The organism is Ammoniphilus soli, assembly GCF_040813775.1.
Genome location: NZ_JBEGDL010000041.1, coordinates 18,406 through 44,084 on the forward strand (window position 1 = coordinate 18,406; position 25,679 = coordinate 44,084).

At 39.0% G+C, this 25,679-nt stretch carries 28 protein-coding genes and 1 pseudogene; 23 read left to right on the forward strand and 6 right to left on the reverse strand.

Annotation, left to right across the window (positions count from 1 at the left end; genetic code table 11):
- The first annotated feature begins 9 nt into the window (after positions 1 to 9).
- Positions 10 to 1,380, forward strand: coding sequence for an FtsZ/tubulin family protein (locus ABLT31_RS33425; RefSeq protein ID WP_367759881.1), 1,371 nt, complete (start codon positions 10 to 12; stop codon positions 1,378 to 1,380).
- Positions 1,381 to 1,458: 78 nt separating this feature from the next.
- Here the strand turns inward: ABLT31_RS33425 and ABLT31_RS33430 are convergent, their stop codons facing one another.
- Entirely contained in the window at positions 1,459 to 2,358 is a 900-nt protein-coding gene (locus tag ABLT31_RS33430; protein WP_367759883.1) for a hypothetical protein, read from the reverse strand.
- Between the two features lie 1,130 nt (positions 2,359 to 3,488).
- Between ABLT31_RS33430 and lexA the strand changes: the two are divergent.
- The 7 genes and pseudogenes from lexA (at position 3,489) to ABLT31_RS33465 (ending at position 6,607) form a co-directional block, all read left to right on the forward strand.
- Positions 3,489 to 4,067: pseudogene (gene lexA, locus ABLT31_RS33435) on the forward strand (transcriptional repressor LexA).
- Between the two features lie 12 nt (positions 4,068 to 4,079).
- Positions 4,080 to 4,256, forward strand: coding sequence for a hypothetical protein (locus ABLT31_RS33440; protein WP_367759885.1), 177 nt, complete (start codon positions 4,080 to 4,082; stop codon positions 4,254 to 4,256).
- Positions 4,257 to 4,426: 170 nt separating this feature from the next.
- The gene (locus tag ABLT31_RS33445) at positions 4,427 to 4,510 is read left to right on the forward strand and encodes a hypothetical protein (RefSeq protein ID WP_367759936.1); all 84 of its coding nucleotides are present in this window, start codon (positions 4,427 to 4,429) and stop codon (positions 4,508 to 4,510) included.
- Positions 4,480 to 4,623 (forward strand): hypothetical protein, encoded by a 144-nt coding sequence (locus tag ABLT31_RS33450; RefSeq protein WP_367759887.1) that lies wholly within the window; start codon positions 4,480 to 4,482, stop codon positions 4,621 to 4,623. The genes ABLT31_RS33445 and ABLT31_RS33450 overlap by 31 nt, the downstream gene beginning before the upstream one ends.
- Positions 4,624 to 4,971: 348 nt before the next feature.
- Positions 4,972 to 5,178, forward strand: coding sequence for a DinB/UmuC family translesion DNA polymerase (locus tag ABLT31_RS33455; protein WP_462976569.1), 207 nt, complete (start codon positions 4,972 to 4,974; stop codon positions 5,176 to 5,178).
- Between the two features lie 21 nt (positions 5,179 to 5,199).
- Entirely contained in the window at positions 5,200 to 5,358 is a 159-nt protein-coding gene (locus ABLT31_RS33460; protein ID WP_367759890.1) for a hypothetical protein, read from the forward strand.
- Positions 5,359 to 6,445: 1,087 nt separating this feature from the next.
- A complete protein-coding gene (locus ABLT31_RS33465; RefSeq protein ID WP_367759892.1) occupies positions 6,446 to 6,607 on the forward strand; it encodes a hypothetical protein in 162 nt (53 codons plus the stop codon).
- Between the two features lie 5 nt (positions 6,608 to 6,612).
- On the opposite strand, the gene ABLT31_RS33470 is transcribed toward ABLT31_RS33465, so the two are convergent.
- From ABLT31_RS33470 to ABLT31_RS39095, 5 genes are all read right to left on the reverse strand, one after another.
- Positions 6,613 to 7,284, reverse strand: a complete 672-nt coding sequence (locus ABLT31_RS33470) for a hypothetical protein (protein WP_367759894.1) — start codon at positions 7,282 to 7,284, stop codon at positions 6,613 to 6,615.
- A gap of 497 nt (positions 7,285 to 7,781) precedes the next feature.
- Positions 7,782 to 7,904 (reverse strand): hypothetical protein, encoded by a 123-nt coding sequence (locus tag ABLT31_RS33475; protein ID WP_367759896.1) that lies wholly within the window; start codon positions 7,902 to 7,904, stop codon positions 7,782 to 7,784.
- A 176-nt stretch (positions 7,905 to 8,080) separates the two neighbouring features.
- On the reverse strand, positions 8,081 to 8,353 hold the full coding sequence (locus ABLT31_RS33480) for a hypothetical protein (RefSeq protein WP_367759898.1): 273 nt from the start codon (positions 8,351 to 8,353) through the stop codon (positions 8,081 to 8,083).
- Complete coding sequence (locus tag ABLT31_RS33485; protein ID WP_367759899.1) at positions 8,350 to 8,481, reverse strand: M23 family metallopeptidase; 132 nt, start codon at positions 8,479 to 8,481, stop codon at positions 8,350 to 8,352. The genes ABLT31_RS33480 and ABLT31_RS33485 overlap by 4 nt, the downstream gene beginning before the upstream one ends.
- Positions 8,482 to 8,718: 237 nt before the next feature.
- Positions 8,719 to 8,958 carry a lysozyme family protein gene (locus ABLT31_RS39095; RefSeq protein WP_462976570.1) on the reverse strand — a complete coding sequence of 80 codons (240 nt, stop codon included), beginning with the start codon at positions 8,956 to 8,958 and terminating at the stop codon, positions 8,719 to 8,721.
- 1,101 nt (positions 8,959 to 10,059) lie between these two features.
- On the opposite strand from ABLT31_RS39095, the gene ABLT31_RS33500 reads away from it, so the two are divergent.
- The 15 genes from ABLT31_RS33500 to ABLT31_RS33570 all read left to right on the forward strand — a co-directional run bounded on the left by ABLT31_RS33500 (position 10,060) and on the right by ABLT31_RS33570 (position 25,635).
- On the forward strand, positions 10,060 to 10,443 hold the full coding sequence (locus ABLT31_RS33500) for a hypothetical protein (protein WP_367759903.1): 384 nt from the start codon (positions 10,060 to 10,062) through the stop codon (positions 10,441 to 10,443).
- A gap of 4 nt (positions 10,444 to 10,447) precedes the next feature.
- Positions 10,448 to 11,170: a relaxase/mobilization nuclease domain-containing protein gene (locus ABLT31_RS33505; RefSeq protein ID WP_367759905.1), complete on the forward strand. Its 723-nt coding sequence runs from the start codon at positions 10,448 to 10,450 to the stop codon at positions 11,168 to 11,170.
- On the forward strand, positions 11,170 to 13,275 hold the full coding sequence (locus ABLT31_RS33510) for a VirD4-like conjugal transfer protein, CD1115 family (protein WP_367759907.1): 2,106 nt from the start codon (positions 11,170 to 11,172) through the stop codon (positions 13,273 to 13,275). Before ABLT31_RS33505 ends, ABLT31_RS33510 begins: the two co-directional genes overlap by 1 nt.
- Before the next feature lie 84 nt (positions 13,276 to 13,359).
- Positions 13,360 to 13,887, forward strand: coding sequence for a hypothetical protein (locus tag ABLT31_RS33515; RefSeq protein ID WP_367759909.1), 528 nt, complete (start codon positions 13,360 to 13,362; stop codon positions 13,885 to 13,887).
- Positions 13,888 to 13,986: 99 nt separating this feature from the next.
- Positions 13,987 to 14,289 (forward strand): hypothetical protein, encoded by a 303-nt coding sequence (locus ABLT31_RS33520; protein ID WP_367759911.1) that lies wholly within the window; start codon positions 13,987 to 13,989, stop codon positions 14,287 to 14,289.
- Positions 14,290 to 14,401: 112 nt separating this feature from the next.
- Entirely contained in the window at positions 14,402 to 14,650 is a 249-nt protein-coding gene (locus ABLT31_RS33525; protein WP_367759912.1) for a hypothetical protein, read from the forward strand.
- Positions 14,651 to 14,673: 23 nt separating this feature from the next.
- Positions 14,674 to 15,606: a conjugal transfer protein TrbL family protein gene (locus tag ABLT31_RS33530; protein WP_367759914.1), complete on the forward strand. Its 933-nt coding sequence runs from the start codon at positions 14,674 to 14,676 to the stop codon at positions 15,604 to 15,606.
- A 4-nt stretch (positions 15,607 to 15,610) separates the two neighbouring features.
- On the forward strand, positions 15,611 to 15,952 hold the full coding sequence (locus tag ABLT31_RS33535) for a hypothetical protein (RefSeq protein WP_367759916.1): 342 nt from the start codon (positions 15,611 to 15,613) through the stop codon (positions 15,950 to 15,952).
- Positions 15,897 to 18,290, forward strand: a complete 2,394-nt coding sequence (locus tag ABLT31_RS33540) for a VirB4 family type IV secretion system protein (RefSeq protein WP_367759918.1) — start codon at positions 15,897 to 15,899, stop codon at positions 18,288 to 18,290. The genes ABLT31_RS33535 and ABLT31_RS33540 overlap by 56 nt, the downstream gene beginning before the upstream one ends.
- Before the next feature lie 10 nt (positions 18,291 to 18,300).
- On the forward strand, positions 18,301 to 18,873 hold the full coding sequence (locus tag ABLT31_RS33545; RefSeq protein ID WP_367759920.1) for a hypothetical protein: 573 nt from the start codon (positions 18,301 to 18,303) through the stop codon (positions 18,871 to 18,873).
- Positions 18,863 to 19,930 carry a peptidoglycan DD-metalloendopeptidase family protein gene (locus tag ABLT31_RS33550; protein ID WP_367759922.1) on the forward strand — a complete coding sequence of 356 codons (1,068 nt, stop codon included), beginning with the start codon at positions 18,863 to 18,865 and terminating at the stop codon, positions 19,928 to 19,930. Before ABLT31_RS33545 ends, ABLT31_RS33550 begins: the two co-directional genes overlap by 11 nt.
- A 19-nt stretch (positions 19,931 to 19,949) precedes the next feature.
- Complete coding sequence (locus ABLT31_RS33555; RefSeq protein WP_367759924.1) at positions 19,950 to 20,339, forward strand: DUF4878 domain-containing protein; 390 nt, start codon at positions 19,950 to 19,952, stop codon at positions 20,337 to 20,339.
- An 887-nt stretch (positions 20,340 to 21,226) separates the two neighbouring features.
- Complete coding sequence (locus tag ABLT31_RS33560) at positions 21,227 to 22,531, forward strand: reverse transcriptase domain-containing protein (protein WP_367759926.1); 1,305 nt, start codon at positions 21,227 to 21,229, stop codon at positions 22,529 to 22,531.
- 279 nt (positions 22,532 to 22,810) lie between these two features.
- Positions 22,811 to 24,772, forward strand: a complete 1,962-nt coding sequence (locus ABLT31_RS33565) for a reverse transcriptase domain-containing protein (RefSeq protein ID WP_367759928.1) — start codon at positions 22,811 to 22,813, stop codon at positions 24,770 to 24,772.
- Positions 24,773 to 25,296: 524 nt separating this feature from the next.
- Positions 25,297 to 25,635: a tyrosine-type recombinase/integrase gene (locus ABLT31_RS33570; protein WP_367759930.1), complete on the forward strand. Its 339-nt coding sequence runs from the start codon at positions 25,297 to 25,299 to the stop codon at positions 25,633 to 25,635.
- Positions 25,636 to 25,679: the final 44 nt, after the last annotated feature.

Here is a 25,679-nt window from a genome sequence, read left to right on the forward strand (position 1 = left end):
TTAGATTACATGAAATCAATAGATTCTCTAAAAAATTTAGGTGCTTTAAAGGCGTTATTATCTCGTCATGTTCTGTCCAGCGAATTAGAATCAGAGTTTAGTCGTTTTCCTTCTCAAGCAATCGTTGGACTTGGACAAGGTGGTGGTCGTATTGCTGCCGAACTATCTCGATTCGGATTCCCGACTTTTCTGTTAAACTCATCTAAATCTGATATGAACGAACATCGTGGTTTGATTCCTGATGAAAGGCGTATTGAAACCAAACATACAGGATACCCAGCCCTTGAGGGTACAGATAAGAACGCTCAATTGGGTTACGAGATCGCTGTTGAAAACAAAGACACTTATAAACTGATAGCCGTGGAACAGGATATTCAAAATGCAGAGTTTGTGTGGGTGTGTGTTTCTTTAGGCGGTGGTACCGGTAACGGGGCTTTAAAGGTTGCTTTGAGTTATTTATCTCAAATTCGTAGTCGTCGTGCTATTCCCACAAGCGATGGCAATAAGATCCCGCTAGGTGTGATTTGCTCTCTTCCATCAAAGGATGAAAAAGGTTCTGCTTTCCGGAAAAATGCCTTAGCTGGTATTAATGTACTCAGTCAATTGATGCGTGAACGTAAAATCGGTTCAGTATTAGTAATGGATAATCAAAAGATTTCGGATTACTATAATGATCCCTTAACCACCACACAAGGAATGGAGATAGACGCTCGTTCGTACTCAAATATGGTAGTGGCCAGTACATTATTTGAAATTTGTACATTACCACTCTTAGGAGGACGTAGCGTATTCGATAAAACAGAGCTGTTGTCTACATTATCGACTCCTGGCTGGTTATCTATCTCCAAAATGAATGATTTAACCATTGACAATGAAGATTCTATAAATTTTGAAGCTGAAATAACGAGACTATTTAAAGATAACGAGGTTCTTGCCGATTATCGTTTTGATAAAGCGCTGGCGGGTGCTATTGCCGTTATTTATCCGGAAGGGAAAAATATATCCCCTAAGATTGCTGATGCCGTCTATGGACATGCTTCCGAGTTATTAAATACAAAAGTGAACCAAGCCATTTCGAAGAGTCGTCATCTACAGGAGATATTATTTTACGGATTAGCGGTGGTGGCAGAAGCTCCTGTTCGGATTCATCAGTTATTGGAAGAAAAGAATGAATGGGAATCCATTGAAGAAGAACAAAGAAAAGCACAACAAGAGATTGCAACCGCAGGTTTAGATGAATTTGACGATTTCTTCACTACAAAAAAGAAATTAACCCATACCCGTCAAAATATTGGATTTGATGATTTGGTAGATGATATCGAAGGATCGCAAAAAGCGGCCGATTTAATGGACCTAGATGATCTAGATGATAATTTTTAATCGTACAGAGATCGATAGTACAATCTATCGATCTCTTTTTTAAAAAATAAAAAACCTGGCTGGGCCAGGTTCCATCTATTATTTATTGCCATATTCCTCTATGTACTTTTGTATAAATTCTTCCATTGCAACCAAGTTCTCTACTCTCCGAAAAAAACCTTTTTTTAGGAATCGTTCTGAATCTGGCTTTTCAGACCATTTAATCAAGGCTTCTTTTCTTAATGCTGCGTCTTTTTTACGTTGTAGCTCTAGTTCTTTAGCAAACTTAACGTCTACCTCTTTGGCTAGCGATTCATTCTCTTTTCGAAGAGTTGTAATTTCTTGCTTTAACTCATTTTCAACTTCATTGTGCTTTTCTCTGTACTCAGTGATCTTATCCTCAAGTCTAGTTAACGTTTGTTCTGGAAGTTGAAGTGCGTTAGACTGAAGAGCTGCAACGAGAAATTTAGATTTAACGGAAATCTTACCTTGACCGTCCACTTCAAAAAGTTCATTTATAGTCCGAATGAGATGTTGCTGATTTTTCTCCATTTCATCCATGCGATCGAGTAATTCGTCGTTTGCGTCATACTCTTCGTTTTGGTAACCCAAACTTTTAGCCACATACTCCGCTATGGTTGGGATCTTCATTTCTTCTTTTAAAATGTCTATCATCAAGAGTTTAAAAGCGCCTCTATAATCAAACCGGTATACGTTTGCTGTATCATCAGGGTTTATATATTTTTTGGTCACTTTAATGATTTGTCGTATATTGCTGGAACTTTTATACCCTAGGTTACCCGCTAACTCACTAGTGCTGTAGAATTTGCTAGTATCTAACCAAAAAGTTGCTTTTCTAAGGAGTTCTTGTTCTTTCTTTTTCTCGCAGATGAGTTTAAATAAGACATCGTCTTTAAATTCATCCAGGAGACGCTGTTTTAGTTCGTTTTCTTGCTCTAAGTCAACTATATGTTGTTTATCTACAATGACTTCTTCCATACAAGTGCCTCCCTTCCATTGATTTTTGGAAAAACAATATGTTTTTCTTTATTTTATACTAAAATTAAACAAAAAAACTATAGAATTCCTAATAGAATTCGCAAAGAACTAAAATTTTTCTGTGGAATTCTAAGTATTACTTTAAATAGATCTCCATTCACTTGAGAATTTTATAGTTCTGGTTCAAATCTGATGCAGATATAAATTAGTCTAGTCGAACACAGTTAGTAAAACCATGTAGCATTATTAGGATATTGGAGGTTGAAAATCATATAGCCTATATCTTTGAGCGTTGAGAAATAAGAACATGAAATTAGAATTCTAAGGAATACAGTAGGTTTCCAAAGAATTCTTAACGCATTGAGATAACAAACTTGAATCCCCGTAATCTTTCTTGAAAGAATTCCCTCGTATAATTTATATTCTTCAGAATTCCCTGGTTTAGTTAAACTGTATTTTATATATAGATATAATCACTAAAAATAAACAAAAGAATTCTGTAGTACAAAATTCCTGCGAGAGAATTCCTATTAGAATTCTATAGGTGTGCCACAACGCAACTAAGAATTCTCTCGAATTCAAAAGTAAGAGACTTGGTGGAAGTCAGTTCTAGTTAAGTATAGATAAGAATTCTTCAGAAAATCATAAACCAGAACAAAGAATTCCATAGAAAAACTTATTTCTATAGAAATCCACAGAGAATTCCTTCGAAGAAAATAATGTCTCGATTTTACAGAACGAAAATTCGAAGGAAGTGAATAGATTCGAAAAGAATTCTGGAAATTCGTAGTTTGGAGATGGAAAACAAAATAGAGAATTCTCTTATATAAAATTTATTCTCTAGAATACTACGAATTCGGAAGAAATAATGGATAATATTAAACTAGAAAAAAAGGAAAGGGAATTTACTTTTCCAAAGCTAAAAATCAAATCAACCTCACCGTTGTGAGTTTCAATTGTGCTTTAAATTTCTTGTATGTTTTTTTACTTGTAAAAGCTTGGGCAGTCTCCAACTTCTGTTTGATTACTTCTTTAAATAGGAACAAATGTTTTGTGTTATTACATAAACAGGAATAATTGTTCGTAAATAGGATAGTGAAAAGGTTGAATTAACAAACAGACAGAACGCTATTTTAGATTTCATCAAGAGGAAGTGCTAGACAAGGGCTATCCACCATCGGTTTGTGATATAGGTGAGGCTGTATGTTTAGCCTCCAGCTCTACGGTCTATGGCCATTTATCCCGTTTAGAAGAGAAAGGTCTTATCTGCTGAGATCCAACCAAACCTCGGGCGTTAGAACTCCTTGAGCCTGACAATGAACCGGAATTTATAACTCCAACACTGTTCAAATCTATGTCTTAGGGAAGTCACGGTTGGTCAACCCATCTTTGCGGTAAAGGATATGGAGAAATATTTTGTACTTCCTGAGAGAATGATTGGCAGTGATGAGGTTTATATGCTTCGTGTTGTTGGAAACAGTATGATTGATGCGGGAATATTAGATGGAGACTTTGCGATTGATAGACAGCCAGTCCGATGCAAAGAACGGGGAGATTGTGATTGTCATGACAGAAGAAGGGGAGGCTAGCTGTAAAAGTTTCTTCAAAGAGAAAGATCATTGCAGTCAGAGAATCCAACAATGGAACCCATTATCTTGGCGAAATTCATCGGAGTGTTTAGAACCGTGCACTTTATTATGTGTGCTTAGGGGTGATGATAAGTGACTACATCTAGATTTGATTACAGCAAGTTGCCTAATCGTTCCATTCTTTTACTCGATGCAAAAAGCTTTTATGCCTCCGCCCATTGTTCGAGTTTGGGACTAGATCCACTCACAACCTATCTCGCGGTTGTAGGGGATCCGGAAAGTAGGGCTCCATTTTGTTTGCCTCTGTAGCCTTAAAGCGTGATTTTGGTGTGAAGAACGTTTCTCGAAATTTTGAACTTCCCAAGGATCCTAGAATTAAAGTCGTGAAGGCCCAGATGGATAAGTATCTGAATTTTCAGTATGAAGTTAACAAAAATTTTTAACCGGTTTTACCTTATGAAATCATTTTTCAATATTCCGTGGACGAAGCATGGAGTGATGTCACCGGAACGGAGAAACTCTTCGGGGATAAATGGACAGTGGCAAGACAGATCAAGAAATAAATTTGGAGGAGCTCAGAATCCCCGTGTCGGTAGGGATAGGACCTAACATGCTAGTGGCCAAAGTTTGCCTAGATATTGAAGCCAAGAAAACGCCAGAAGGTATCACAGAGTAGAAATATGAGGATTTTCCTGAAAAACTATGCCGGTTCCTGAAAGAAATGTGGGGTATTGGATCTCGGATGGAAAAAAAGGGATCAGAACCGTATGACATCTTGCCAATTTTGATGTTTCCATATTGTAAAAGCGTTTCGGAATTATGGGGGTTCAGTTATACAATCACGCCGGGGAATCGATCTTTCTTCGGTTACTCCTAATTATTGTGATTCACATAAAAGCTACGGAAACGGGATCACGTTACTACGAGATTATGCAAACCATCAGAAATAAAAATAGTCATACGTGAACTATGTGACTAGTAGGGGCAGAAAGGACAGTTGGCCGGGCGGACTATTTCACTCGGGATGGGCTACTCAAAGGAGGTTTCAGGAGGATTTTCTCGTTCCATGAGTATCCAAATACCAACGAACTTTGAGGACGAGGTATACGATGTCTGCCTGAAACTATTTGAAAAGTTTTATGTGCCGGGTACCGATGTCAGGAATCTCTATGTCTGCTTATCGAATTTATGTACTGATGAAGAGATTCAACTGGATATGTTTAGTTTTTGATCGAAGGAAAAGAAGCGGAGCTTGGCCTATGCTGTTGATGATATCCGAGAACGATTTGGATCGATAGCGGTTGTCAAAGCGTCAAGCTTAGCTGAAGGAGGGATCGCTATCGATAGGAGTACGAAATTGGTGGGTACTATGAGTGATTGTTCTAGTGATATGGATCCCGGAGCTGTATAAAATTGAGTGACCCTACTAAACCAGAGGTAAGGGTCTTTTTTGTTTGATCGGGGTTTGCATCAGAACTTGTTCCGCCAACGGGTTAGATAGTGAAATAATATGGTACTATTTATGTGGGATTACAATAATGGTTCTATAGAAATTTGAAAAAAGCGAAGAAATTTATGGGAATCAAAATGACACAGGATCAAGCAATAAAAAATGCACAACAAGCTAATGATTCTTGGAAGAAAAGCCCACTTAATAATAAAAGGAAAGAGTGTATTAGTTAATATATTCATCCAACTAATGATGGAAAGCCTGTTTAACTGTTTGGGTACGGTTTTTTCATGTTTTCCCAAATTAAGTTGATGATCTAAGATATAGTCGTATGTTGAACAGGGCTGTTTTTATTAATATAGGAGACGACTTGTTTTAATTGGTCTAATCTATTGGCAACTAATTCTTCATAAATGTAGTGTTCGATATAGTCAGAAACGATATCTGACTGTTGAATTGTACTTTCTAATTAAAAGGGAGTTGCGGTTAAGTCAAGGGCATACGATAGTTTCATTGACTTTTTCGTGAGCTATTACTGCGGTTTTTCCCGATTTTCTATTTCTTTCGATCTTTCATTTTTTACTGCTATTTAACAACTCAACAACAGTCGTGTGTTAATAATGCTAGACCGTGCAGTAATGGGAGGATAAGGAGTTGACATAGAGGAGATTCCACATAACGTCTACATCTCGAGCCTTGCGTCGGTGAACAAGAAGTCCAGAAACGTCAGATTTCTAGCTTCCAGAGGGCCGCCGGCGGTAAAAGAAGATGACCGATGACATTTGGTATATTGTTCGGATTTCAACTTTGTAGCGGAGGGAAAGACTGATGAGTATGTGGAGGTCAGTCTAGCTCTGGGAAGGAAGTTACTTATCCACTAAACATGGTGAAGAGCCTTGTACTTAAGATTACGTTAGCTATGATCACGCTATAATTATACTTAGCGAATTGAAGGATACGAAATGAAACAGCATCTCCAAAAAGTAAGCTTTGGTTAGTTGAATTTGTATTCTTGAAATGCTGTTAACAAAATAACGCGAAAGCACGTTTGAAAATTAAAGTTCATGCCAACAATGAAGACATAAAAATTAATCCTGAAAGGGTGTTAGCAATGGCTGTTAAAATGACGAAAGAACAAGCTATTAAAATTGGAAAACAAATCAATGATTCATGGAAAAGGGATGCACTGAATGTAAAGAAAGGCAAATAAGTGGATCATTCTGTAAATTGATCGATCCACTCCTCTAGATATTGATGTACTTTCTTGGTTTTACTGTAAGCTTGTTTTGCTAGGTAGGCTACTAACTTAGGAATAGTGATTTTGTCGTCTGGTGTTTGATATTTGTTCATATATAGTAAAACTTCTTGAAGTTGCTCCATTCGTTGATTATCAATGTTAGATTGGATATGTTTTTCGATATATTCTAGTCCGATATCCATATATAATGCTCTTTCTAACAAGAGAGTGGTAGCACTGGATATCGTTAAGTCTAATGAGTAGGCTAACTGACTTAATCGATCGTGTTGTTCTTGGAGAAATCGAATGGATATTCTGGATGTTTCACCTTCTCCACGGTCTACTGTTATAGGCATACGTGTGCTATCACCGGGATATAGGATGAGATCACCAAAATCATTATGAAACGGATAGTCCCTTCTAAAATAAGAAGAAAGTTGATGGATTACCTTTTGGGAACGTAACCCTTCTATACATAAAGTCTCTCCAACGTTCTTAATCGGGGTTGTAGTAATAAACGAAATGCGCGCCAAACAATCATAGAATTCTACAGAAATTACCGGTTGGATTTGGCGTTTACGATCACTTCTGACTTTTCTAACCCTATGCTTATCTCCTGCTCCATTCATTTCCACACCTAATTTCCACATAATATCCCCGGTACACATTAACTGTGTACCGGGTTTATATTTTATTCTATGATGGAGAAGGGAGGGCTATGTCCATAAAAGCGAACACAAGTTCACCTCGGAAAATCTTTGATTAGAAGTAAGATAGATAAAAATCATACGTTAAAGACCTGATCCATCTTATAGCGATGAGTTCAAACATACGTATTTACGGTTGCTAAATTTTATTGGACCCTTAAAAAAGTAGGGGGCAAATGATTGATAGATAAATAAGTCTTATGTTAATGGCTTTTTTGAAGATATTACGAAAAGGAGATACGAATGGAGATTGTGAGAAATGAAAGTATTTTCTGTTCAGGAAGAGATTAGGCGGGGAAGTAACGTTGAGGATCTCACCAATAATTTTTGAAAGTGGAAAAATATCCCCTGACATCAAAAAATGTCAGGGGATAATGTACGTTAGCTTTGATTTCTTTTTTTCCTTCGGTCATGCTCTTATTTCAAGTAAGGTGGATGTTTCAACAACCCTCATAGCCATATAAATCATGTGAAACGATGCTGCAGATCCAAGGAAGCCGATTCCGATAGGCAGGATCATCCGCCACACTTGTTGTATCATCCAGTCCATTCTTTTTAGCCATTTTTCGGCTTTTTTTCTCTCCAATCTTCCACCGTTTCTTTATCCAATGGATCACTACCTTAAAAAACCTTGTTGATGTGAAAGTCATGCACGAGCCACTTTCCCTTTTCAAACGTCAATTCAAGGATCATATGGGTGAGTGTTTTGGATTGTACGGTTTGAACGGTAATGATTTGGTCAAAGTTGGCTCAAAGCATGAGTAGTATCGGTTTTATTATAAATCAACTCTTGGATGATGAGGTTGGACTTCACATTTCTGTCTCGTGAATCGGAGCGATGAAATAGCGCCTCTAAAAAGGTTTGTCCAGCTTGTTTAATGTTTGCCACTATGTTCGTGTCTGCCGCTTGTTCGTATTTTTTATGGCTGTTGATTCCCGTCCATAAGGAAGCCATCAAAAGGATGGAGAGAACCAGGATCGTAATCGGGGTGATACGCATCCACTTTTTCATACTTCCCTCACTCCATAAAAAGGTGTAGGATCAACCGGTCGGTTGTTTTCCCGGATTTCAAAATGCAGGTGTAACCCCGTGGTAGAACCGGTGGAGCCCACGTTTCCAATGATATCTGCGATTTTCACCGTTTGTCCTTCCTACACGATAATTTGGGAAAGGTGTCCATATACGGTTACCATTCCGTTTCCGTGATCGTCATGACACGTTCCCCGTAGCCCTGCTGGTGATTCTTTGGATTTTCCCAACCTGCCCGGATGATTTTCCCAGCTTTGACCGCACGGGATCTTCCCCGGCGATGTCTATGCCTTGATGTAGTTCGAAGATCCCGGTGAACGGGTCATATCGATAGCCAAAAGGGGACGTTAACTGCCCCTGGTGGGTTGGATAAACACGTAGGCATTGGACTTTAGATTACTAGCTTTTCCTTGGATATACCGAAAGACATGATCAACGTAGCCCACATCGCCATAGCTGTCCCATCCGTACTTTTGTGCCATCATCTGAGAAAAGGCGATCGCGTTGGCTTTCGAATATCCTCCGTGCTGTCTTGCGAAATTAATAAAACCCGCCCCAAAATTATAGGACTGTACTAGCGGAAGAATTTGTTCAGACCTACTATGATAAAAGGGTTGACCCTCTTAAATTTCAAGTCATTTACCACCACCTCGAGAGGCAAAAACCTCCTTTGTCTTTTATCATTGGTTAGAAAACGTTTAAGACCGCCTTTTTTAAAAATATAAAGATACGCGGTCTATTTGTGTTGCTAGAAAAGAAATGACCTGTCAAACCCTTCTACTCCCTTTCAACCCGTGGAAATTTGCCATGAAGAGGACATGAACATCATGTTCTCTTCCTTTTTTTATGCCTTTTTATCTGTAAAATCTGTGGAGATTAGTGAAGGTCATTGTGGATTATAGAATTAAAGATGTGAATATAAGAAATTGACTTGTACATTCTAGAATGGGCATTATGGATTGTTTTGACGACCATTTCACAATCCTTGCTACACTTGGGTTTCAGCCGACTTGGTCATGATCCTAATGGTTTTTAAGAATGGGTATTAAAAATAGAAGTTATATTTAACTTAAAGAACATGCCATTTTCTACTCTTTCTTTTTTTCGTGCAAAAAAATCTATCTTCCTTTCATTTTAATCCGTCCTGATTCCATTGACTATTTCTTTTGTTCGTCATTTTACTCTCTTTTATTCCATATAAAAAAGAAAAATGAAGTAGCTACAGCACCGAACTGAGCAGTAATACGGTCACAAGTATCTATCTCGTTTGATGATGTTTCGAAGTAGGTTGAGTGTTGTCAAGCGAAGTCCAGTAACGTCAGGTTTCTGGCTCCCAGAGGGCCGCCGGAGGCAAAAGAACATGACCGATGATCATGGCCTATGTTCGCTTTTTGCTGTGTGGTGGAGGGAAAGGGTGAGGTGCAGTCGTGGGCAGCCTAGCTCTGGAGTAAATCTGTAGCTGTTGAGCTTCGGAGAGACCCACCATGGCGAAGCGGTCCTGTTTTTGGGCCCGCGTTCGCCATCATGACGCGGTTTACGAAGTAAACTTAGCGTAATGCAGGATAAAGAGATGCACCAGCATCTCGAAGAGCCATGCTGTGCTTGGCTCGATTTGTGTTCACTGAAAATGGAAAAATGAACCAATTTATGTTAAAATTAAGAAAAGTAAGGGAAAGGATGTGTTCATGATGTCAACTGTGACTTTTTCCGTTCGTATTCCACCGGAATTGGATACCGAATTACAAAAGAGATCCAAAGAGCAAAATACCACCCGAAATCAGCTGGTCAATGTGGCTATTAAACAGTATTTACAACATACCGCGCAAGAAAGAATAGACCAAGTGTATGCCCCTATACTCGAACAATTAATGAGAAAAACGCTTCAAAGTTTCGAAAATCGAATTGCAACGGGAATCTATAAAACGGAGTTAGAAGTGTCGATGATCCTCACGGTTGTGGCTGAGATGCTCGCTCAGCAAACCGGTCATACTGCCCATGATGTCAAGCAGTTGGTTCGAAAAGCCGTCATAGAGGAGCGTAAGAAAACGAATAAAGAAGTAAACCGAGAGTAAGATCATGGGAGATTTGCGGGCGTTTGTGAAAATGTCGACGGAAAAGAACGCAGAAAAAGTCGGTCCTCATTTAAAATACATTGGTTTTCGTTCCCAAGAACAAGGATACGAAAAAGAGATGAAAGGTTTTTTTGATAAGCAAAAGGACCGTGTGACGGATTATAAGGCGCTTGAGCAAAGTGTTCAACATGATCGAGCCTTACAGCATCACTCCTCGGTGAAGATCCATAAATTCGTGATCAGTTTTCGCGGGGAAGATTACGAGAAGCTGGGTCTGAATGAGGGGAGGATGAAGGAGGTGGCCCGGGTCTTCATGCAGAAGTTAGAACTGGAAAAGGGAATGAAGCTGGAATGGGTAGGTGCAGTCCATTTGAAATCCGATCACCCTCATATTCATCTGGTGGTTAAATCCGTGGGTCGAGATGATTTCGGAAACGGCCGAAGGCTTCATATCAACATTAAAGAGGATATTTTGGAACTCAAGAAGGAAATTCATCGCTTCACAGGGCGTGATGAAATCTTGAACCAGGAACGACGAGAAAGGCAAATGGAGCGTGAAATGGCAAAGGAGGACCGGGAAGAAGCGAGGGAATGGGTTCAAGTGGGAAAGGAATTATCTTCGATTATCTCAAAATGGGTTCAAGAAGGAGAACGGTTAAATCAAAGGGCACGAAACCAAGCGGAACGAGCTTCCAAACGAGAAGCCGACCGAGGGAGGGACCGTTGATGAAAGCATGGTTTATCAAATGTGGGTTGTTGTTCGGTTTAGGAGCTGTACTTGATTTTTTTGCCGGGTATTTGATTATCTTAGCTGAACATTTCCGTGTGTTGAGACAACCAGGGGTGGAGAAAGCCAAAGAAGTTATGCAACATCCTATGGAGGCGTTGGATATTTTAGTGTGGGGTGGGGATCACTCGGCCGTGCATCAAGCCATCCATGACACGTTCTTTAGTTTTCCGTTCCAAGCGATCGTGTGGGTGGCCTATGGATACTTTGTCTCCGGATTCTTTAAAAAGAAAATGCCGGTCGAAAAGCAGGAGGCGTCCTCTTATGGTTCCCATGGTACGGCCAGGTGGGCTAATAAAAAGGAATATACCCAAGCCTTAATGAAGGATGAGATCGGCTTTGTTCTGGGGGAAAAGAATAGAAAGCTGGCCGTTCATCCGTTGAATTCTCCCTTAAACCAAATTATCACCACCTTTGGGGGCTCAGGTACGGGGAAATCAGCGGGGTATTCCATCCCCAACATTCTACATATTGCGGAAAAAGTAGGGGAGTCACTGGTCGCTACGGATCCCAAGGGAGAGTTGTATAATCAGACGGCGAAACATGTACAAAAGCTTGGATATGATGTAATTGTTTTTAATTTACTCGATATGAAAAAATCTCACCGTTATAATCCGCTAGATTATGTCCATACCTCGGACGATGCGATGAAACTGGCTAAAAAAGTGGTGCAATCGACGGGGATAAGCAAAGGGGACAAAATGTGGGAGAATGCGGAAATGAATTATTTAGCCGCGCTCATCCTCTATCTGAAGGAGACCCAGCCCAAGGAAGAACAACATTTACGAAATGTTCTTTATCTGGGCACTACCATTGGCCGAGAACAGAAGCAGCTGGATGCCTTATTTGATGCCCTCCCATATACCTCAACAGCTAAAGCCTGTTATGATATTTTCCGTCTCGCCGAAGACAAAACGAGGGCAGGGATTCTCATTGGGTTTGGGGTACGCTTGCAATTATGGGTCAGTGAGAATGTAGCCCAGCTTACCAAGGCTAGTGATTTTGATTTGAATCAATTAGGGATGAAAAAGACGGTTTTATACTTACTAATTCCGGATTCGGATTCTACCTTTGATCTCATTCCCTCGATGTTAATTGATCAACTCTTTGATCAACTGTATCGGCAGGCCGACCAGAGTCCCAAAGGCAGACTTTCGATTTCCGTCCGCTTCATCTTAGATGAGTTTGCCAATATTGCGGCGATCAACGATTTTGAACGTAAAGTCTCTACCATGCGTTCACGTGGAATATCGGTGGTGCCTATTTTACAATCCTTGACCCAGTTCCAAAATCGATATGATCATAAACGTTGGTCCGAAATCCTCGCTAGTTCCGATACGATTGTATTTTTAGGAACGAATGATGAAGAAACGGCCAAATATTTTTCTCAGAAGCTCGGGCAAACGACGCTCATGATTAACTCTACCTCTGAATCTAGTACCCAGCATGGCTTATCTGAAAGTCGGAGTACCTCTTTTATTGGTCGGTCTTTGGTGAACCCGGATGAATTGCAAAAGCTCAAAGACGAGGTGATCGTTTTTCAGCGTGGACAGTACCCGGTTAAACTGAAAAAGTATTTTTATTACAAGCAAAAGCGGTGGGCAGACCTCGAGACCACACATTGGAACCATGATCTTTTGGTAAGGAGAGATGAACCTATTTTTCCTTTACACCTAAAAGTGGTGGAGGAAACTAGCAAAAAGGAAAGCATTCCGGAACCAAAGAACGAAATAAAATCTTTGACATTCGAGGTTGCCGGGAAAGAAGAAAGGATACCGAAAAAGCCTGAGGAAGTAGCAGTGGTCGAAGAGGAAGATATTCTGAGGGTAAAGGAAGAGGTCTCGGTTTTTGCCCTTGAGGTTGCAGCTGGTAAAGAACCTATTATAGAAAAGCCGGAGGAAGCGGAAGAGACGTGTATTCCCGAACCGAAGAAACCCAAATCCTTGACATTCGAGGTGGATGTCAGCAAAGGTACAACGAAAGGGGTGGAGGAAGAGACAGATCTATCTAAACCAGAGAAGAAAAAACCCCTTTCCTTCTCTTGAGTGAATGTTTGAAAAAAGGTGTGTGCAAGTGCACAAATAATCCATTACACTAATCATAACCAACTGAATCAAGGGGGAAAAGATGTGCCAAGACAGCCCAAAGGAGGGTATCCGTCTAAAGGATATAGAATTTCTAAATTTCATATCCAGTTATTTGATGCTTGCTCTAATGTGTATGGTACGAGTAAGAGTGCTTTAGCTTATGCCCTCTTGTTCTTGAAAGAACCGATAAACCCTCGGGTTGTCAAGAATCTTCCCGAACTACACTCCTACCAGTTATTAGAGTGCATGCTTCAACAGCTATGGGATCAGGAGGAATCTTATCCAAGGTTGACTCATCATTTATTTAGCCAGCGAATGAAGGAACTGAAAGGGATGAAAGAACCTTCTTTTTGGGAGGGGAAGAGATTATCCCGGCATTTCCGTTTAAGTATGGATTCAAGAGAAGCGATTAATGAATATACGAAGAAATACAACCTACAGGTGGGAAATACGCTGGAGCTTGCGATTTGCATTTTTGTAAACGAGCGAGAGGATGATGAATATATCTTGATCAAGACGGTGTTTGAATCGCTGCTCCATCCCACGGAGGATGAGGACGAAACCCAATAAAGTTGAACAGGTAAGGACATGAAAAGGCCACAGAGGACAGCAAGAAGCCAAATCGTTTGTATCTGTTAAAACATGAAATGTGCGATGGAGGAGAAAGAGATGATATGGAAAGGGATCAAACTCCTGGCTTTGGTATTCACTGTCGCGTTTTTGTGTCCTTGGACCGTCTTTCTTCCGTTTTATTTGATCACCAAGCTGATAGCGAAGCCGGGAACCCGTATGGATCAAATTCACCAGCATTTCGAAAACCAAGTGACAGAAATTTTTTATGAATCCATCGCCAGGATCGACTTAATCACCGTATGTTGGCTGATTTTATTTGTTCTCCTCTTCTTCCTCGGGCTAGCGACTGGTATCAAATGGTTAAGGGGTAGGAAAAGAAACCCAAACTATCCATTTTAGGCCATTTCTACTAATTGGAAAATGGTTCCTTTTTCGCTTGTTGTGTGTTCGTGAACACTATATACTAAAATTGGGAATATAAAATAAAAAAGAAGGAAGGGAGAGGATGGACATGCCGCCGTTTATTAGTGCTTTAAAAAGCCTGCTGGATGATTTAGCTTCCTGGATGATGTTTTTGGTTCCCGGTATCTTGGTGGTTACGCTGGTTATCGGGGGGATCCTGCTTGCGAAAGCGGATGATGGAGTGGAAACCAAACATATCAAAGATCGTATGGGCAGAGTCGTCATTGGGGCTGCCATCGCGGGTGGAGCGACCTGGCTAGGAAAATACATATGGGGCTTGTTTGGAGGGGGAGTTTAAGAGGAGAGAGGAGGGAATGAATCATGCCGACAGAGACAAATCAATTTGATTCAACTACTTCGACACCGGATGGTGGAGATGAGGCAGTGTTCGGGAACGTAAGTAATTGGTTTGACCCCGTTGACAAATTTAACGAAGCCATTCGAGAATTATTCGCGAATTTGGCTACCGAGGCGGCGTCAGCGGCCTTTGATTTTTTGGGTGAATATGTGATTGCCATCACGGATTTAAACAAAATTCCCAATTTGGATACGTTAATCGAATGGTCACAGTGGGCTGCTGGGGTTCTCATGATGATCTTCTTACTGAAGCGAATTATGGACGCTTTAAAAGGGGAAGCCCTCATGGAAGGGGAAGCCAACTGGGCAGAGATTATCGGGAGTGCAGCGATTTCTACCGCATTGATATTTGCCACGCCGTATATCATCAAGAATTTCCTCATTGAAATCAATAATGCCATTGTCCAATCCATCACAGGCCTCGGCATCCAGGTGGATATGTCCTCACTAGAGATTATCCATCTATTTGCACCGTCTGGACTAACCCAAGAAACAGGAAAAATCATTTTTATGACGCTCATGTGGGCCATTGCTTTTCTCATATTCTCCATTGCGGGTGCTGTCCGTTATGTTGACTTGGCGATTGTACTCATCATGGGTCCCTTAGCGGCCACTTGCTATACCAATCGCTCGGAGGTGTATGCGAATTATTGGGTGGAAGCCATCTCGGTGATTTTTACACAATGCATTCATGTGTTGCTAGCCTATCTCATGCTTCAGTGGAGCGCAACAGGAACGCTACTAGGGATTTGTGGATCGATCGCAGGGGCTGTAGTCGCGATTCGCGGACCCCATACGCTCCGACAGTTCCTTTATTCAACTGGAACCGGAAGTGGTGCAGTAGGAATGGGAAGGCTCGCATTTTACAAATTGGTCATGCAAAACGCAGGGAGGTAGGGCGGTGAAATATAAAATTCCGCGAAATGTTAAAAGAGGATTGAGCTTTCTCGGTCTTGAATTCCAAGGATGGGTCTATTATACACCGACGGTTTTGGTTCTATCGGCCTTAGCGTTTGAAATCCCTTATCCTCAAGCTCAATTTGTCATGCTGGTTCTAGCAGTGATTCTGCCTCACTTCGCCTTTCAAACGGATGAAAAGACGGGGAAACTGAATTTTTCCTTTTTGAATGATTATATGAAATGGCTATGTAGCAAAAAAATCATAGAGCCGGTTTGGGGGGATGAAGATGCTCGGCAAGAATCTCTTCAGATTCAACTTCGACTTTTTAAAACGAAAAAATAAAAAAAGTCAGATCAAGCGGGAGAAAATGCCGATTCACGCGGTGGATGATTTGATTTATGAATCGAAGAAATATAAAGCCGTATTAAAAGTTGTGGATCCTATTAATATTGATTTGCTTTCTGAAGAAGATTTGCTCAAAGCCATTGAGGCGATTCAAGGATGTTTAAATGCGCTGGAGCTCAATCAAAGAGCGCAAATTCTAATCAGTTCAGAAAAAATTGATATGGAAGCCTATTTTGGTTATCTGAATGAAAAAGAACAGGAAGCTGCTGCGGTGGCGGATACATACTCAATCGAAAGAATTCAAGGAAAGAGAGCCTTTTTAAGAGATCACGTGCATTATTCTCGTAATGTCCATAAGTTTTATTTCACCCTAGAGAGTAAATATCCCAAATTTGCCGATGAACTCCGGGATTTAACCGGTTCTTTGATGGAATACCTGCATGACGGCGGAATGAGTGTTGTCATGATGAAAGGGGATGAAATCAAGAAAGTCATCTATGAAAAGCTGAATCCGATCACGTCCCATCTCCAACCCTATGACTCCGATATGAACATCATGAATCTCGCCCCAACCTCTATTATCGATCACGGGTCTTATTATGAAATGGATGACCTCTTTTATAGCTTTTTCAGCTTCTCTCATTTTCCGGAGGAGGTTTCTCCTGGATGGCTCCAACGAATTTTGAATACCAAAGTGCATCTCGATTTATGTATCAGTTTGATGGTGGGAGATAAAGCCAAGCTTACGAAATCGACGAACGCCAAAATTCAAGAGTTAGAAGCGAAGTTGGTGGGAAAATTGCCACCGATGTATAAGCTAAAATATGAGAAGGAACGGGAAAGTCAGCTGATGCTGTTAGAAGAGATCCAAAATGACAGTGAACAGGTGCTTGATGCTTCCTTTCTTCTTTGTGTCCGTGCAGAGTCCAAAGAGGAATTGATCCATGCGGAAAAGCGCTTGATTACGGCGGTATCCAGTTCCAAATTAAAAGCCCGTAAGCTCCGCCACCAAGGACACGAACTCATGTGGTATACGCTGCCGATGGCCTATCACAAAATCGATTTGGAAGCGAAGATTTACTGGTCCATGCAATCGTCGGTGGTGGCATCTATTCTTCCGTTTAATTCGAGCGAGCTGAATCATAATGAAGGAGTATTTAAAGGATTTAATGCCAAAACAGGAAGTCCGGTCATTTATGACCGATACAATCGTGTCCTCTTTCATAATCCCAATGAAGTGGTCTTTGGAGAATCCGGTTCCGGGAAGTCCTATTATCTACGGTTGGATATTCTGCGACATGCGACCTCCGGAAGGAGCAACCGGATCCTAGTGATTGACCCAGAACGGGAATACTTCTTTGAAAACTCTCTGCGCATTACATTTGCGCTCGGAAGTCGTTTTACCACGAATCCTTTTCATATTCGCTCGACCATTGTGGATTCCGATGATGAAAAACTCGATGGCGTGAACGATGTGGGGCAGTACTTAAGAAAAAAAATTGGTTCCATGATGTCTTTCTTCCACTGGATTGTGCCAGACCTATCCCCCTTAGAAAAAGCGAATCTCTTACAGGCGATTCAAATGTGCTATAACCAAGCGGGGCTAGACTATCAATCTCGTAAACTACCATCGGTATTTCCGACGCTTTCTGATTTGGTCCAAGTCGTAAAAGAACACTTCTATCCGGCCATGGAGAACTTTGTAGCCTCGCTATACCCTTATGTAGAGGGGGCCTATGCCACGATGTTTAATGGCCAAACGAACTGGGATATGCAAAGCCAAATTATTATTTTAGATATTCATGAACTTGGTGATGAAGTCAAACGCCCGTTAATGGACTTGTTGTTGAAAGAAATTTGGGAGGAAATCAAAATTGACCGGGAAGAACTCATGGGAATGTATGTGGATGAAGCGTGGCTTCTAGCGGATGAAAAGAATCAGCAAACGATGGAATTCTTACGTGAAATTGCCAAGCGTATTCGAAAATATGGGGGATTTTTGACTACGGCAACCCAAAATGTGGATGACTTTTTAACGATTGGCAAGCACGGAACCGCGATTTACAACAACGCCTTTATTAAAACCTTCATGCGGATGTCGGAGCATGATATTCAAGAGCTCTCGAAGTTTATGAATTTCTCAGATAAAGAGCTCAGAGTCTTGGGACGTGGCAAACAGCAAGGATACTGTGTGCATGTCTGTTCTACGAAACGCATTGAGATGCGAACCCAAGCGAGTCCGGATGAAAAGAACATGCTGGGTCTTAAAGAGGCGGAGAACAAAAAAGATCCATTCGTGGTTGAACAAAAACCCGTCTTGCAACTAGCCAAGTGAGGGATTGGGTATGGCGAATACATTAAAAGCTCTCTTCCTCATCGGGTTGATCGTCTTGCTCAGTCGATTTGTCGATTTCCATGCTCTATTCAATGGTGAGTCATCAGAACCGGTTACTCCTGTTGCATCTCCGGCCCCGAAACCGGAAGTATCCGTCAAGCCGTCTAAGGTAGAAACGAACGAAGACAATGAAAACATCAAAAGACAACAAGCCGAATCCTTGGAAGTAGCTAAAACCTTTGTGTTGATCTATTTCTCTTATCATCATCAAAAACTAGGGCAAAACCTGGAGAAAAGTCTTCCCCTCATGACACCGGAATATATTCAGCTCACAGGCGGCGTTCCGGCGAGAGAAAAAGCAGAGTTGATACAGCGGGACGTACAGATCTTAGATGCCTATGTCGTGGAAGGAGATCATCCTCCTCAACAGATGATTTGGGATATCGCCGTAAGAAAAACAGAAACCGTGCAAGTTAATGGAAAAACACAAAAATTAGCAAGCGAAGCGGTTTATATGGTTCGTTTAAAACAAGTAAACGACAAGTGGTTCGTGGATGGAGTAGAGGTGTCATATGGCCAATAACGGGAGTGTATCATCAGGAAGGTGGGTTCAGGGAGGAATTGCCCTTGCGAAATTAGGCCCAATTGGAATCGTGATTCTTTTACTTTTGATGGTCCCTTTTATTCTGGCTCCCATGATGTTTTTCTTCCAGAGGGAACCGGGAACGGTAGGAATCGTTGGTGGTACAATCTCAGAGTTTGGGGCCCATGAGATCCCTGCTAACTTCATCCCCATCTACAAAGCAGCAGAAGCCCAATACGGAGTTCCTTGGAATCTGTTAGCCGCTCACCACCGTGTGGAAACGACATTCAGCACGAATGTATCTGTTAGTTCTGCGGGTGCTGTGGGGGCCATGCAGTTTATGCCTGCGACATGGGCAGGGTGGAAGTATCCTCATACGCCTCTCGGGAAGATCACAATCCCTATTGATATTTCAGATCCATCTGTAATCGCCAAAGGAGGCGGTTATGGAGTAGACGGGGATGGCGACGGAAAAGCTGACCCCTATAATCCGGTAGATGCTATTTATTCAGCGGCCAAATATCTTGCGGCAAATGGTGCCGCGGAGGGCCGAATTCGTGAGGCGATCTACGCCTACAATCATAGTGAGGACTATGTGATGGAAGTGATGAGTTACGCCGAACGGTATGTAAAAGTCCCACAGGTAGTTCAAATGGATGCAGGAAATGGTCTAGTCAATCCTGTTCCTACAGGCTACCGGGTCAGTTCAGATTTTGGATTCCGAATCCATCCGACCCTGAAAAATGAGGAAAAGCATACGGGGATTGATTTAGCGGCTCCCGAAGGTGAGCCTGCTGTATCCATTACCACTGGTAAAGTCAGTTACGCCGGGTGGCGTGGGGGCTATGGGAATACCGTGATTGTGGACTATGGGAATGGGGTTCAAGCCCTTTACGGACATTTATCTAAAATTGCAGTCGAGCCAGGTACAACCGTCAAGGCTGGACAATTGGTTGGATTCATCGGAAGTACCGGACGATCTACCGGACCTCATTTACATTTTGAAATACGTAAAGATGGAAAGCCGATTGATCCGGAGCAGTTCATCAAGCTATAAAGGAAGGAAGTAGTTACTTTTGAAAAAGATCCTTATTCCGGTGGTTGGTCTCCTTGGGATTCTTGTCATCATCATGGTATGGGTTTCCACCGGTTCCTCTAAAAGCCCGTCAGAAGTCGTAACAACCTTTTATGAACTAGCCAATGAAGGGGAATTTAGTAAAGCTACAGAATACGTTTCAGGCGATTTAATTAGAATCTACGAAATGAATGGTAAGAATATGAACTTGGATATGGCTAAAGATACACATAATGGACAATTGAAAAACGTAGAAATGATAAGCGAAAATATTAATGGTGAACTGGCAATGGTTAAAGTGAAATTAAATTGGAAAGATGGGACACCTTCAAGAATCGCTGATTATCACTTGACCAAAGAAAATGGGGAATGGAAGATAGCACCGAGGTAGGATTAACTGCTGAAAATAGAAACAGGAGTACTAGAAGATAGAAAAGAAACTCACCGCGGAAGATTGGCCGCTCAAGGTGAGTTTTTTCTTTAAAGAGCTTACTATTTGGTTTCTACAGATTTTACTGAAATTCTAAAAGTCATTTTGTTCCTAAGAGAGGCTGGCAAGAGATCAAAGAGATGAAGAACCTGTCAGAAATGTTTTTTTATTTAGTACGCTTGGGTACACTATTGGTTGTTTTCGTCTGCCTTCTTCTTCTGCGTTTTCGGAGCTAGACATCCGCATACCGCCGATAGGGTCATAGCCAATCAAATCGAACCTTTCCATGCAAAGTAAAATATCATATAAAACAGGGGGCTTTAGAGGTACCCCCTGTTTTATGTTTGATTTAAAGGTCCTTACTTTGGATTCTAATCATACATAATGCCGTTTTGTATCATTCTAAAAAAGATTTCACTCCATGTGATTTAGTTTGAGGGAATTTCCATCTATGGGATTGCATTGATGAAACAAACTTTGGTTTGAAGTTATACATCCTGATTCTATTCTGATGTTCTTGATATTAATTAGGTACAACATAGTGCTATTAGTTATCTGGATATAGCGTAAGAACCTAATGGGTTTAGGATTACTCGGAGGGAACCTTATCATCGCAACAATCCGTGAGGGTTGATAAAATTTTATAAGGTCGTAACAAGCTATACTATACGAACTACACTTATATGGTACTATTATCATATAAGTGGGATAACTATGTAGATTAAAGTACGGTTCACCGAGTTAATTTAAAAAAACTTCCATTGAAAATAACCTAGAATGATTTTTCTACCTATACTTTTCATTTATTGAAATAATAGAATCTACAAGCCATGAAAGAGGTGTGAATTGTGAAGGAGGTTTTTCAATCCGTTATTAGTAGTTACGAAGATGAAATACTAAACAGTCAAATGGACATCCTATTTGATAAGGTTCGATCTCAACAGGTAGATTTCACACAAGGTATAAACAAATTAATAATAAAACAACAAAAGAAAAAAAGACAGGTTGTATGTGTTCATGAAAAAACAATAGAAGATATTACTTTAAAATACTTAAAGAAACGGCTAGATACTACATTTAAAATAAAATATCCAAATAGAAAAAATATAATGAAAGAATGTTTTTCAATTTTGGAAGCAATTCATAGTATGAGTGATTTTGTCATTTTTAAGTTTGATTTTAAAGATTTCTTTCAAAGAGTATCGGGTAAAAAAATTTATGATAAGTATCTTAAATATTGTGATTTGTATCGATATGAAAAAGATCTATTAGAACAATTGGCTAACAATTTTAATAATTGCTCAGCAGGTTTACCTACTTCAAATGCCTTAATTGAGATTATATCTCGAGAATTTGATTTGAAGCTGAAGTCACGGTGTTACAATCTGGGCCTAATTTTTTACTCTAGATATGTTGATGACTGTTTATTAATATTTAATCAGTTCGTAAAACAAGATCAACTGTTACAAATAATAAATGAGACTATAGAAGAGGTATTTTCTAATTGTTCAGTTGAATTAAATACAAAAAAAATCTCATATCTAAGTAGCAATTCAAGTTCTGATACTATATTTGATTATTTAGGTTACTTATTCAAATATAAAAAAAATGGTGATGATAAAACTTATTTTCAGTACGGTATTGCTGAAAATAAATTAAAGAAATATCGGAGAAGAATGTTAGCTATTATTCAAGATTTTAGGAGGAGTGGAGACATTGAACTTTTTAGACAGCGCTTGCTCTTTATGAGTTCTAGGATAGTATTCTATAATGCTTTCCAGTCTAATTATTCAACTATTTCAAATTGGGATGTAATAGGGATTATATCTAATTATGCTGAACTACGTCATTTTATTACCGAAAGGGATAGAATTGAAGAGAAGACATTACAATTTTTCACCTATGAGATAATTAAAACAATTAAAGCTGAGATTGGTTACTTGCCATATTTTTTAAAGAAAAAACCAGATGGTTACTTATTAAAAAATCGTTTATATAATAATAAGTCTATTATATTTCACCCATATATTGGTTGGACAAAAATGCATCTGGTAAAGATGCTAAGAAAACTTGACAGTTCGATATCTGTTTCAAAAAAATCGTACCGTCAATTGGTTAAGATTTATTGTGACAAAATTAAAGTAAAGGCATAAAAAAGGGGTCTTAGACTCCTCTAGAGTTGTCCAAGCCCCTTTTTTAATAGCGTTTTGGATTATAGTTTGAAAGAATAAAGCAGGAAATTCAAATGAGAACCACAGTTCTTTATCTTACAGGGACTACATTGATTTACTAGGGATGAAACTGAACCCGAGTAACCCAGATCCGATAATGTGTGTAATCAGCTATGTAAAAATCGATGATGCCAAAAAGCAGGCTAATTACTATGAGAATTTTCTCTATTTAAGAGTAACATAAAAATAGGTGGTTATTCAATGGATATCAAGAATATCAAACGAAATGAATTAGATATATTACTAACGGAGTTATTACCAGTAGAAGTAGGCAACATATTTACATTACGTTATTTTTATGATTTTTTAATGACGAAGAAAAATGAAATTCAGGCTCTTGAAAAAGAATTGCTAAAAACAAAATTTTCACCTGAAAATTCATTGTTTGATGGGGGTTGGCATGCCACTCCACTAAAATATAAAGTGAATAAAGGGAATAATGATTTAAGAGAGATAGCAATTTTAAATCCGTTTTCATTAATGCAAATTTTTCTTTTTACAAAACTATATAATAACGAAATTATCGATAATCTAAAGAAAAATTCTTACTTTTCCTTACGCTACCATCATAGAAATAATGATTTGTTTTATAAGAATAGTTCTAAGGGAGTAGTAAAATATGAAGACAATAGTGAGCATAAAGATAAATTTACAAAAGCATTAGAAGGCTCAGGTATTTTCTATAAGATTAAACCATGCGGTATGTTGGGGAATTTTTACAATTCAGATCAATGGTTTAAGTTAAATAATCAATTTCGTTATTTTGCTAAGATTGATTATAAAGATTGTTTTGGTAGCATTTATACACATACATTTAAATGGATTATTTCTAATAATACGATAGACTCTAGGGAATTTAAAAACAATCATTTATACAGTGTGATTGACAGATTGTTACAACAAATTAATTCGTCTATTTCAAATGGAATAATCGTAGGTCCGGAATTTTCCAGAATGATAGCAGAGATGTTATTACAACACATTGATTATGAAGTATACAACAATCTAATTTTATCGGATATGAAAAAAGGAATAGACTATGAAGTGTGCCGTTACATAGATGATATATATATATTCGCTAATGAGGAAAACGAATTACTAAAAATACAAAATTTATTTATACAATATAGTTCTAAATATCAGTTGAAAATCAATGAACTAAAAAGTATTAGTGGAAAACTTCCATATCTTTGGAATGAATGGAAGGGAAAAACTAAATCATGTGTTAGTACACTTTTAGAAAGGACTTTTTATTCTTCAGAAGAAAAAAAAGAGTATTATATAAAAGCAAAAAATTATACGAAGTTAAGAAATGTTGCCTCCTTAAAAGAAGAACTTCAAAACCTATTATCTCAATACCCTAATTTTAGAGAAAAAATTATATCCTATGTATTTAGTGCGCTTTTTAATAGAATGAGAGAAAATAATAAAAATTTATTTAGGCCTGAAGTGACAGATGAAGAAATAGAAAAGGTGCTGGATTTTATTTTCTATATCTATTCTTTCGCTCCAACTTTTAGAAATACCCGCAAATTGATATGTATTGAATATTTATTTGAAAACGAGATAGACTCAGTGCGGTTTAAGTCTATATTACAAGGTGTATTAAAGAAGTATGAATATATATTTTTTAATGCTAATTTACCTGATGTTGTTGATTTACTATTGATTATTGGCAAAAACAATTTAGAGTTGTCCATATCAACTGAAGAGTATTTATGGCAAAAAGTCATTGAACAAGATAACCCTATAGTAGCAGCAAACTATTTAATGTATTCAAATTACAATAACAAGTATTTCAATACAATCCAAAGAGAAGTCGCAGATTTAATTGAACAAAAAATATCTGTAATGACAAACCAAAGTAATATCTTGCTATATAGAGAATTATGGTGGGTTTTTGTTTTTATAAATTGTCCTTACTTGACAGAGAAAGTGAAAAAAATTATGAAGGAAAAAATAAACTTGTTACAATCAAGTAGGGGAGATACAAAATCCCAACTACTGTCTTTTTTATATGAATTTTTAACAGATGATAGAATTTTAAACAAATTCATTGATTGGGACACAAACAAAGACCTCACTGGTGATATAGCATATTATACTTATGAGAGAACAATATTTCAAAATCCATCGTTTAATTTGATATTGGAGTACTTCTAAATACTCGTATCTCATTATTGTTGATATATTGTAAAGGCCAAGTGTTGTGAGATCGATTACCCAGTTCACTTCAAGTTATTTCAGTTATCTTCAGATCTAGAATCAATTTGGTACACTGGAAAGCAAGCTATAACCTTTAAAAAATTACATCATAACATTGAGATATCAAAAAAGTTTTTAAATTGATAAAGTAAAGATTGATTTTGAGTGGATACATCGTACAGCTTGTTCTCACTGTCTACTCAACACATGTTGACTGTGGGAACAACAATTAGAAATTTGGGAGATATAGAGGAGCAGCCCTCTCTGCCACTTTATGAGCAGATGTCTTTAGACGGATATCTGATTTTGCTGTAATTGGAATCATACACAATTCTGTTTTGTATCATTGGATAATCCCTTATTTACGTGATTATTGGGTTGTACAAAGTTACCATCGACTTCAACCTGTCATTATAGGTAATAATGATACTTAAATATCGCAAATTTTACCAGTCAAGTATCAAACAGAACAGGAGGTTGTCATGGAGTTTGTTCAACCGATTCGAGACCGTATAAAGATTGAAACCATGAAAAAGATCCTCAAAAGACGAAATTTGAGAGACTATTGTCTGGTTGTATTGGGAATCAATAGTGGGCTTCGTGTGAGCGACTTGCTGAAACTAATCATTTCTGATGTGCTTGATGAGGGAGGAAAAGTAAAGGACCGGATCACCCTTAGAGAGAAAAAGACCGGGAAAACGAAAAACTTTCCCTTAAGCGATAACGCGAAAACGGCCATACAGGAATATTTAGCAACTCGAGAATATCAACATCAGGAACCTCTGTTTATTTCGAGGAAAGGTACCCAAGCTCGAGTTTGACACCATGCACTTCAAATAAGCCTGAAACCATTGGGATTCCAGGC

Excerpts from the sequence above, each read along its gene's own strand:
- ABLT31_RS33425 (WP_367759881.1), top strand. The coding sequence starts at position 10 with ATGAAATCAATAGATTCTCTAAAAAATTTAGGTGCTTTAAAGGCGTTA.
- ABLT31_RS33430 (WP_367759883.1), bottom strand. The coding sequence starts at position 2,358 with ATGGAAGAAGTCATTGTAGATAAACAACATATAGTTGACTTAGAGCAA.
- ABLT31_RS33450 (WP_367759887.1), top strand. The coding sequence starts at position 4,480 with ATGGACAGTGGCAAGACAGATCAAGAAATAAATTTGGAGGAGCTCAGA.
- ABLT31_RS33455 (WP_462976569.1), top strand. The coding sequence starts at position 4,972 with ATGGGCTACTCAAAGGAGGTTTCAGGAGGATTTTCTCGTTCCATGAGT.
- ABLT31_RS33470 (WP_367759894.1), bottom strand. The coding sequence starts at position 7,284 with ATGTGGAAATTAGGTGTGGAAATGAATGGAGCAGGAGATAAGCATAGG.
- ABLT31_RS33475 (WP_367759896.1), bottom strand. The coding sequence starts at position 7,904 with ATGGCTAAAAAGAATGGACTGGATGATACAACAAGTGTGGCGGATGAT.
- ABLT31_RS33480 (WP_367759898.1), bottom strand. The coding sequence starts at position 8,353 with ATGAAAAAGTGGATGCGTATCACCCCGATTACGATCCTGGTTCTCTCC.
- ABLT31_RS33500 (WP_367759903.1), top strand. The coding sequence starts at position 10,060 with ATGTCAACTGTGACTTTTTCCGTTCGTATTCCACCGGAATTGGATACC.
- ABLT31_RS33505 (WP_367759905.1), top strand. The coding sequence starts at position 10,448 with ATGGGAGATTTGCGGGCGTTTGTGAAAATGTCGACGGAAAAGAACGCA.
- ABLT31_RS33510 (WP_367759907.1), top strand. The coding sequence starts at position 11,170 with ATGAAAGCATGGTTTATCAAATGTGGGTTGTTGTTCGGTTTAGGAGCT.
- ABLT31_RS33520 (WP_367759911.1), top strand. The coding sequence starts at position 13,987 with ATGATATGGAAAGGGATCAAACTCCTGGCTTTGGTATTCACTGTCGCG.
- ABLT31_RS33525 (WP_367759912.1), top strand. The coding sequence starts at position 14,402 with ATGCCGCCGTTTATTAGTGCTTTAAAAAGCCTGCTGGATGATTTAGCT.
- ABLT31_RS33530 (WP_367759914.1), top strand. The coding sequence starts at position 14,674 with ATGCCGACAGAGACAAATCAATTTGATTCAACTACTTCGACACCGGAT.
- ABLT31_RS33540 (WP_367759918.1), top strand. The coding sequence starts at position 15,897 with ATGCTCGGCAAGAATCTCTTCAGATTCAACTTCGACTTTTTAAAACGA.
- ABLT31_RS33545 (WP_367759920.1), top strand. The coding sequence starts at position 18,301 with ATGGCGAATACATTAAAAGCTCTCTTCCTCATCGGGTTGATCGTCTTG.
- ABLT31_RS33550 (WP_367759922.1), top strand. The coding sequence starts at position 18,863 with ATGGCCAATAACGGGAGTGTATCATCAGGAAGGTGGGTTCAGGGAGGA.
- ABLT31_RS33565 (WP_367759928.1), top strand. The coding sequence starts at position 22,811 with ATGGATATCAAGAATATCAAACGAAATGAATTAGATATATTACTAACG.
- ABLT31_RS33570 (WP_367759930.1), top strand. The coding sequence starts at position 25,297 with ATGGAGTTTGTTCAACCGATTCGAGACCGTATAAAGATTGAAACCATG.